This window comes from uncultured Nevskia sp. (genome assembly GCF_903885465.1).
GTDB lineage: Bacteria > Pseudomonadota > Gammaproteobacteria > Nevskiales > Nevskiaceae > Nevskia.
The window spans coordinates 1-7,544 of sequence record NZ_CAISIQ010000384.1 but is presented as its reverse complement, the minus strand read 5'-3'; the positions used below and the strand labels follow the sequence as shown (position 1 = coordinate 7,544).

The window sequence follows — 7,544 nt, the reverse complement described above, 5'->3', positions numbered from 1 at the left end:
CTGCGGCGGCTGGGTATGCAGTTGGAAGCGCGTTTCTGATTTGTCATCGAAACGTTGAGGCTGACGTTCAATTGCGAATACCTATCATTTAAACTTTCGCATGAGCTCGTCGAACGAAGCCGCCTGGGCAGCGGCTCGTGCCGTGTTCGTCACCACAAAAAAACATCCGGGGAGAAGTTCGATGTCATCCAGCAAGACCTTGTCGATCAAGGCGGCCGCCGCGCTGCTCGTCGTCATCACCATTCCAGCGAAGGCTGACTACACCCAGCCTGCGCCGCCTGCCGATGCGCAGCCGGCGCAGTTGAATCCGGTCACCGTCACTGGCGCGCGCGTTCAGTACCGCGCCACTGACGCCAGCAGCGGCGCGCTCGGTCATCTGCCGCTGATCGATACGCCGTACTCGCTCATCGTGCTGAGCCGCGATCTGCTCGACAACCAGCAGGCCGCCACTTATGGCGACTACCTGAAGAACGATCCTTCGGCGACGGTCGGCAATGTGCCGGTCGGTTTTGCTTCGCTGCGTGGCTTCAGCATCGGCACTGACGGTTATCTGTACGACGGCCTGCCGGGCAATGTCGGTTTGTCCGATGGCCGCTACCAGATCAGCAACCTCGATCGGGTCGAGATCCTCAAGGGCCCGAGCGCCTTCCTGTACGGACTGGGCGCCGCCAGCAGCGTCGGCGGTTCGATGAACTTCATTCCGAAGCGGCAGGGCGATGTGCCGGTGCGCTCGGCGTCCGCCACCTACACCGGCCGGGCGCTGTTCGGCATCAACGCCGACATCGGCGATCGCTTCGGTGCCGATCGCCAGTTCGGCTTCCGGGTCAACGTCGGCTACAAGGATGGCGAGCAGGCGGTCAGGGATGCCGACTGGACCCACAAGAGCGCGTCGCTGTCGTTCGACTGGCGCGCCGCTCCTGGCGTGACCTCGACGACCATCATCGAATACGCCAACAACCAGTTCCCACAGCTGCAGCCGTTCTTCGTGGTGGCCGCAGGCGTTGCCGTGCCGAAGCCGCCGAAGGCGACCCGCAACATCGCCCAGTCCTGGGACGATTTCGAGACCGAGGCGCGCACGCTGTACCAGCGCGTGGACTGGGAACTGAACAAGGATTGGTCGGTGACTGCGCAGTTGCTCGACGGCGAAGATCATCGCCCGGCGACCAAGAACGCGCGCTTCGGCAGCATTTCCGACAGCAATGGCGACGCCGCACTGTTCGGCAGCATCAGCGGCTCCACCAACCGTCAGACCAGCGGCCAAGTGTTGCTGCATGGCAAGTTCGATACCGCTTTCATCCGCCATCAACTGACATTCGGGCTGAGCGGGTCGGAAGCGAAATCGCGCTTCAATGGCGATGGTTTCCTCGGCGTGTATCCGACCAATCTCTACAATCCGGTCGACGCGCCGGAACCGGATACCGTGCCGATCACGGTCGGTCTGGCCCAGAAATCGGATGCCTCGGGTGTATTGCTCAGCGACATCCTCAGCATCGGCTCGCAATGGTCGCTGCTGCTCGGTGCCCGCTATTCAAGCCTGGAGGTCCGCAACTACGACACCGCGACGGACGACCTTCTGCCGCCGGTCAACAAGGTTCACAAAACTGCGCCGACCGCTGCGCTGATCTACAAGCCGGTGGACTATGCCTCGCTCTATGCGAACTACGCGCAGGGCCTTGAGCAGGGCGGCGTCGCGCCGATGGGCACCAGCAACGGCAACCAGGTGCTGGCTCCGATCGAGACCGAGCAGTTTGAAATCGGCGGCAAGCTGGAACTCGCAAGGATCACGCTCACTGCGGCGATCTTCGATATCAAGCGGCCATTCGAGTACGTCGACACCAGCGATCCGAACGTGCCGAACGGCACTTTCGTGCAGAAAGGTGAGCAGGAGCATCGCGGCTTCGAACTCGGTGCCAGCGGTGCCGCGACCGAAGACCTGAGCCTGGTCGCCGGTGTGATGCTGCTCGACCCGACAACCAAGGACACCGGCGACGCCGGCACCGAGGGCAAGCGGCCGGTCGGCGTTTCGCGGCTGGTGTCGAACCTGTTTGCCGATTACCGAGTGCGGCCGCTGCCGGGTCTGTTCGTCAACGGCGGCGTCTATCACGTCGGCAAGCAGTTCCTCGACGGCGCCAACACCCAGACGGTGAAAAGCTCGACGCGCTTCGATCTCGGCATCCGCTACGAAACCCGGCTTGCCAGCCATCGCACGGCGTTCCTGCTCGGCGTTGAGAACATCGCCGACAAGAACTACTGGGCCAACGCCCAGAGCGGCCTGCTGACCCTCGCCGAGCCGCGCACGATCAAGGCGACCCTGCGTTACGACTATTGAAACCGAGGGCACCATGTCCACTTCCCCAGCCACGTCCGCGGCACGCAGCAAGGGTCGCTTCTTTCGCGCCAATCTCTGGCTGCATCGCTGGGCCAGCCTGGTCGCCACGCCGTTCTTCCTGGTGCTGTGCATCACCGGCGCGATCCTGATCTTCCACGGTGAGATCGATGAAGCGCTGGGCTATGTGCCGGCTGCCGAGCGTGCCGGTGAAGCGGCGCCGAAACCGCTGGCCGACATCGTGGCCTCTGCGCAGAAGCAGTTGCCGGAGCTGCGGCCGATCTCGGTGTTCGTCGATATCGAACATCCGGAACGAACGGTCGTCGGCATGGCACCGCTGACCGCGACCAAGCTGGAAGAAGGCAAGCCGTATTTCTATAACAGCTACAGCGGCGAGCCGCTGGGCACCACCGACTTCGAGAAAACGCCGACCGGCTTCATCCTCGAACTGCACGCCAACTGGTTTGCCGGTTTCTTCGGCCAGCTGTTCGGCGGGCTGATCGCGCTGCTGGTGCTGATCTCGCTGATCTCCGGCGTGGTGGTCTACGCGCCGTACGTGCGCAAGCTGCTGTTCGGCATGCTCCGGCGCGGTCGTGGCACGCGGCTGGTGCAGCTCGATCTGCACAACTTCATCGGCGCGGTTGTGCTCGGCTGGGCGCTGGTGGTGACGATCACCGGCGTCGCCCTGGCGCTGGGCGGCGTGGCGCTGGCGATCTGGCAATCCACCGAGCTGAAGGAGATGGCGGCGAAGACGCCAGTCGCCGCCGATGCCGTACCGCTCGTTTTGACCGCATTGCCGGTGACCATCGACCAGGCGGTGACAGCCGCGCAGGCCGCGTTGCCGGACAAGCGCCCGTATTTCCTGATCTGGCCGGGCACCGATTTCTCCAGCCCGCGCCACTACATGATCCTGATGTCCGGCACCGAGCCCTACGACGAACGCCTGTTTGATGTCGCTCTCGTCGACGCTGGGAGCGGCCAGCTCGCCGATGCCCGTCCGCTGCCGCTGTATCTGAAGGCGATCCTGATTTCCGAGCCGCTGCATTTCGGCGACTACGGCGGCCTGCCGCTGAAGCTGCTCTGGGTCGCCTCGTCGCTGCTGACCCTGTTCATCACCGGCAACGGCGCCTGGCTGTGGTGGGCACGCCGCCGCCGCGCCGTGGCCAGAACGGCGACGGCGGTGACGCCATGAGCGCCCGTCAGGCGCTGTGGTGGCTGCTGCCGCTGAGTCCGCTGGGCATCGTCGCGATGCTAGTCGGTAATGGCATCTGGGATTGGCTCGGCTTCGCGTTGGCCGCGATTCCGGTGCTGGCCGGACTGATCGTGATGAACCGTCACCGCGGCGTGTAAACGCGATTGTTCGACGATGGAACCGCCAACGAAAAAGCCACCTTGTACAGGTGGCTTTCAAAGCATCCGAATCTTCAATTGAGTGGTCGGGGCGACAGGATTTGAACCTGCGACCACTTGCCCCCAGGCAGGTAAATTCTGATCCGATGCAGTCCGCCTGCGTCCAAAGTTATCAGAAAAAACATCGTAAATACATGGTACTAGATCGTTACTCGGTCCGCGGCTGTCCGATATAATCCTCTCAAAGCCGGCGCAAGTGTGGGGGCATTTGTGGGGGCAAATCGGACGAGGGAGCACGACGATGGCGAAGATCAAGGAACTGACATTGAAAGCTTTGTCCGAAACGGACAACGGCAAAACGCTGTTTGACGGGGACGGCCTTCGCGGTGAAGTCCGTGCGAATGCTTCTGGTATCTCCGTGTCGTTCAGCTATCGCTATCGGTTTGCAGGAAGGGCGCGCGAAATCCGGTGTGGCACCTGGCCGAAGGACAAGCTCTCAGCGGTCCGTGATGTTCGTGATCAGGCCCGCGTGCTGATCGCCAAAGGGACCGACCCTGCCCAGGCTCGACAGGACGTGAAAAGCGAGTTGCGGAAACAGGCCGACGCGGCCCGAGCAGCGACCGGTTCCTTAGCCGCGCGGCCTACAGTGCGTGCACTGTTCGACGAATGGCATCGTCGCGACCTCGTGACACGCAAGGACTCAGGGGCTGAAACTCGTCGAGCATTTGAGAAGGACGTTTTTCCAAAGATCGGCCATCTTCAGATAGCCGAAGTCTCGCGACGGCAAGTGATGACGATTCTTGACGACGTACTTGAGCGCGGTTGCAATCGTATGGCGAAGCGGCTGCTCGCCGACCTGCGGCAGATGTACGGCTTCGCGATTGACCGTGAAGTCGTTGAAGCGGACCCGACCATGCGAATCGCCAAGAAGCGAATTGGCGGTGAAGAGGTCGAGCGTGACCGTGTGCTCTCGGAGAGCGAGATTCGTGAGCTTGCATGCAAACTGCCGGGTTCAGGCTTGTCGTCCGCGGCGCAGGCGGCGTTCTGGATCATGCTGGCGACCTGTTGCCGGGTTGGCGAACTGAGCATGGCGCGCTGGCAAGACGTGGACCTGAGCCTCGGCACCTGGCTCATTCCAGCCGAGAATGCGAAGAACGGCCGCAAGCATCTTGTCCACCTCTCGGCCTTTTCAGTTGCTCAGTTCGAGACGCTTCGTGAAATTGCCATGTCTATCGACTGGATCTATCCGAGCCGTGATGGCTCCTCGCATGTCTCGACTAAAGCTCTTCAGAAGCAATTCAAGGACCGTCAGCGCGAATTGGCATTCCGCGGCCGCAGCAAGAGGCCGGGAACGCTGATGCTCGCGGGTGGCGAATGGCGGGCGCACGATTTGCGCCGGACCGGCGCGACGTTAATGGGCGAATTGGGAGTGCGGTCAGACGTGATTGAGCGGGCAATGAACCACGTCGAAACCAAGGGCGTTGCACGCGTCTACCAACGGCAGGAACTCATGAACGAAAGGGCGCATGCCTTCGCGCTGCTGGGTGAACGGCTGGCCCTGCTGTCGGATGTTGGCAAGAGCAATGTCGTCGTTGGACGATTCAGTAAAGTTGCCTAACGAGTTGGTGAACGGCCCGGCATCTTGTCTGCCTTGGTGCATCTGCATACAATCACCACATGAACACCACCCGCTTTACCGTTACGCTGCCAGCCAGTCGATACGCCGCGCTGAAGGAAACGGCCGCGCGACAAGGCAAGTCGATGGCGGAAATCGTCGATCAAAGCCTTGAGTTGTACGGCGTAAAGTCCAAGGCGAGCGCGATGGACCTGCTCGACAAGGCGCGCGGCCGTACTGCGGCGCTTGACGACGAGGCCGCCATGCAAATTGCCATCCGTGAGGTCGCCGCGCATCGCGCACGCCGGTGAAGCACCTGTATGTGGTGGATACGAACATTCTCGTATCTGCAATGCTAACCAAGGCGGATGATTCGCCACCGCTGCTGATTGTTCGCGGCATGCTCAACGGCAATCTGCGTTTCCTGCTGTCGACCGAACTGCTGGCCGAGTACCGCGCAGTGCTTTTACGTCCGAAGCTCATGCGCCTGCACGGGTTGGACGTGGATGAGGTCGATGCCTTGCTGGCTGAAATTGCCGCCAACGGCACGCACCGCGAGCCGGATACGCACCCTTCTTCACCGGACCCGAACGACGCGCACCTGTTGGCGCTGCTCGATTGCGAGCCGCGTGCCGTGCTGGTGACTGGCGATGATCGCTTGCGTCTGGCTTTGCCGCCGACGTATCACGAAAGAACGATCACTCCGCGCGAGGCGATTGGCTGACGCGTCTGCGGGCTGCCCGAGACGTCGAAGAGGAACGTTTGGCGGCTTACCAGGCGCTGGATTAGTTGGCCGTCACGTAAGCGCGATCGTACCCGCAAGCGGCATCAGGATGATGAGTGGCTGTGGCAGACGCGCTCGCTGATCAACGAAGCACGAAAAATGAGCTACATGAATCCCAGTTGGTTCGATGAGTTCCGCCATAACAGGCGCGGGTACCGGTCGGTCGTGCAGCACAAGGTGCCGGCAACGCGGCGGCCCAGTCGTCGGGCTGGCAACGCCAAATGCTCAAATTGTCATCGGCTATCTGTCTGGTTTTATGTGCCCGCATCAACCGGCAAAATCGATCGGCTTTGCTTGTACTGCGATTGGTGCGTGTCGCGCGGCTGCTCTTGTCAGGTCGATCGGGATAACAACGACGAGCCGTTTCGCGACAGTCGCGGTCGCACGTTGCCGTGTATCGAGTTCGACTTCAGGCAGCAGGGCTTCTGGCTGCAAAACGGACAAGCATGCTTCCGGCACCCCAAAGCACCCAGGGAGCTGTATTTCGATTCGGGTCGGTGGATGAAAATCTGAACCACAGAGGTGATGAAGATGAGCGAAATTCAAAGAAAGTACACGGACGAACAGTTGGACTATCAGGATTGCCGGGTTCCGCCAGTGCTGAGCGAAGCGGAATCGAAGAGACTGGACAATTTGATCGACAGCGACGACGAGGAAGAAAAGCCTGAAACAGCCAAGCGCTGACCGTGCAGGCATTCGGATCGCGCCGACAGGCAAGCCAGCCGCATCCGGATTCTCTGCTGCACGAGCTGGTTGAACGGGTCGCTAGAAGGTCGGCGCTACGCCGGCTGTTCGATGCCTCATGTTTCGTGTGCGCGAGCTGGCTGCCGCGGCAAAGCCGTCCTGCAGTGTTGCGGCGCATTGAAAGTTGACCAGGAAACAGCGGATCTGCGCACTGAAAATTGACCAGGGTGTTCCGACCTAGCCTGCTGGCCTTGAGGGCCTGCAGGAGACGAGGTGCACACCATGTCGATGTACGCGAAGGTAAGAAGGATGCGGTACCGGGACGGCCTGCCGATCAACGAGATTGCGCGGCGGACGAGCTTGTCGAGAAACACGATCAAGACGTGGCTGCGAGAGGATCCGCGCAGCGAGATGCGTTATCAGCGCGAGGCGGGCGTCAAAAAGATCGATGCCTATGCCGATTGGCTGAGGCTTGCGCTGGGGGTGGACGCGCAGCGTCCCCGCCGGGATCGGCGCACTGCCCGCCGTCTGTTTGCCCAGATCGTCGAGCAGGGCTTCGCGGGTGACTACAGCCGGGTGACGGCGTTCATCCGGTCGTGGCGTGCGGAGGCCGGCGCGGTCACCGCCCGCTCGGCCTATGTGCCGCTGAGCTTTGCCTGGGGCGAGGCTTTCCAGTTCGACTGGAGCGAGGAGCACCTGCTGATCGGCGGGATCTGGCGAAAGATCCAGTTGGCCCACATGAAGCTCTGCGCGTCACGGGCGTTCTGGCTGGTGGCCTATCCGGG

At 61.8% G+C, this 7,544-nt stretch carries 7 protein-coding genes and 1 pseudogene; all 8 read left to right on the top strand.

All coding sequences use genetic code 11. The annotated features are described in order from the left end of the window. The first annotated feature begins 181 nt into the window (after positions 1-181). A complete protein-coding gene (locus tag QZY06_RS15040; protein ID WP_295685885.1) occupies positions 182-2,329 on the top strand; it encodes a TonB-dependent siderophore receptor in 2,148 nt (715 codons plus the stop codon). Between the two features lie 13 nt (positions 2,330-2,342). After that, a complete protein-coding gene (locus tag QZY06_RS15035; RefSeq protein ID WP_295685884.1) occupies positions 2,343-3,518 on the top strand; it encodes a PepSY domain-containing protein in 1,176 nt (391 codons plus the stop codon). Further along, on the top strand, positions 3,515-3,676 hold the full coding sequence (locus QZY06_RS15030) for a hypothetical protein (protein ID WP_295685883.1): 162 nt from the start codon (positions 3,515-3,517) through the stop codon (positions 3,674-3,676). Before QZY06_RS15035 ends, QZY06_RS15030 begins: the two co-directional genes overlap by 4 nt. Before the next feature lie 301 nt (positions 3,677-3,977). Beyond that, positions 3,978-5,294 (top strand): site-specific integrase, encoded by a 1,317-nt coding sequence (locus QZY06_RS15025; RefSeq protein ID WP_295685882.1) that lies wholly within the window; start codon positions 3,978-3,980, stop codon positions 5,292-5,294. Between the two features lie 59 nt (positions 5,295-5,353). Beyond that, positions 5,354-5,602 carry a hypothetical protein gene (locus QZY06_RS15020; protein WP_295685881.1) on the top strand — a complete coding sequence of 83 codons (249 nt, stop codon included), beginning with the start codon at positions 5,354-5,356 and terminating at the stop codon, positions 5,600-5,602. Then, positions 5,599-6,015 (top strand): putative toxin-antitoxin system toxin component, PIN family, encoded by a 417-nt coding sequence (locus QZY06_RS15015; protein ID WP_295685880.1) that lies wholly within the window; start codon positions 5,599-5,601, stop codon positions 6,013-6,015. The genes QZY06_RS15020 and QZY06_RS15015 overlap by 4 nt, the downstream gene beginning before the upstream one ends. A gap of 591 nt (positions 6,016-6,606) precedes the next feature. After that, positions 6,607-6,759: a hypothetical protein gene (locus tag QZY06_RS15010; protein ID WP_295685879.1), complete on the top strand. Its 153-nt coding sequence runs from the start codon at positions 6,607-6,609 to the stop codon at positions 6,757-6,759. Between the two features lie 282 nt (positions 6,760-7,041). Continuing rightward, positions 7,042-7,544, top strand: a pseudogene (locus tag QZY06_RS15005) (IS21 family transposase); the annotation flags it as partial.

Excerpts from the sequence above, each read along its gene's own strand:
- QZY06_RS15040 (WP_295685885.1), top strand. The coding sequence starts at position 182 with ATGTCATCCAGCAAGACCTTGTCGATCAAGGCGGCCGCCGCGCTGCTC.
- QZY06_RS15035 (WP_295685884.1), top strand. The coding sequence starts at position 2,343 with ATGTCCACTTCCCCAGCCACGTCCGCGGCACGCAGCAAGGGTCGCTTC.
- QZY06_RS15030 (WP_295685883.1), top strand. The coding sequence starts at position 3,515 with ATGAGCGCCCGTCAGGCGCTGTGGTGGCTGCTGCCGCTGAGTCCGCTG.
- QZY06_RS15025 (WP_295685882.1), top strand. The coding sequence starts at position 3,978 with ATGGCGAAGATCAAGGAACTGACATTGAAAGCTTTGTCCGAAACGGAC.
- QZY06_RS15020 (WP_295685881.1), top strand. The coding sequence starts at position 5,354 with ATGAACACCACCCGCTTTACCGTTACGCTGCCAGCCAGTCGATACGCC.
- QZY06_RS15010 (WP_295685879.1), top strand. The coding sequence starts at position 6,607 with ATGAGCGAAATTCAAAGAAAGTACACGGACGAACAGTTGGACTATCAG.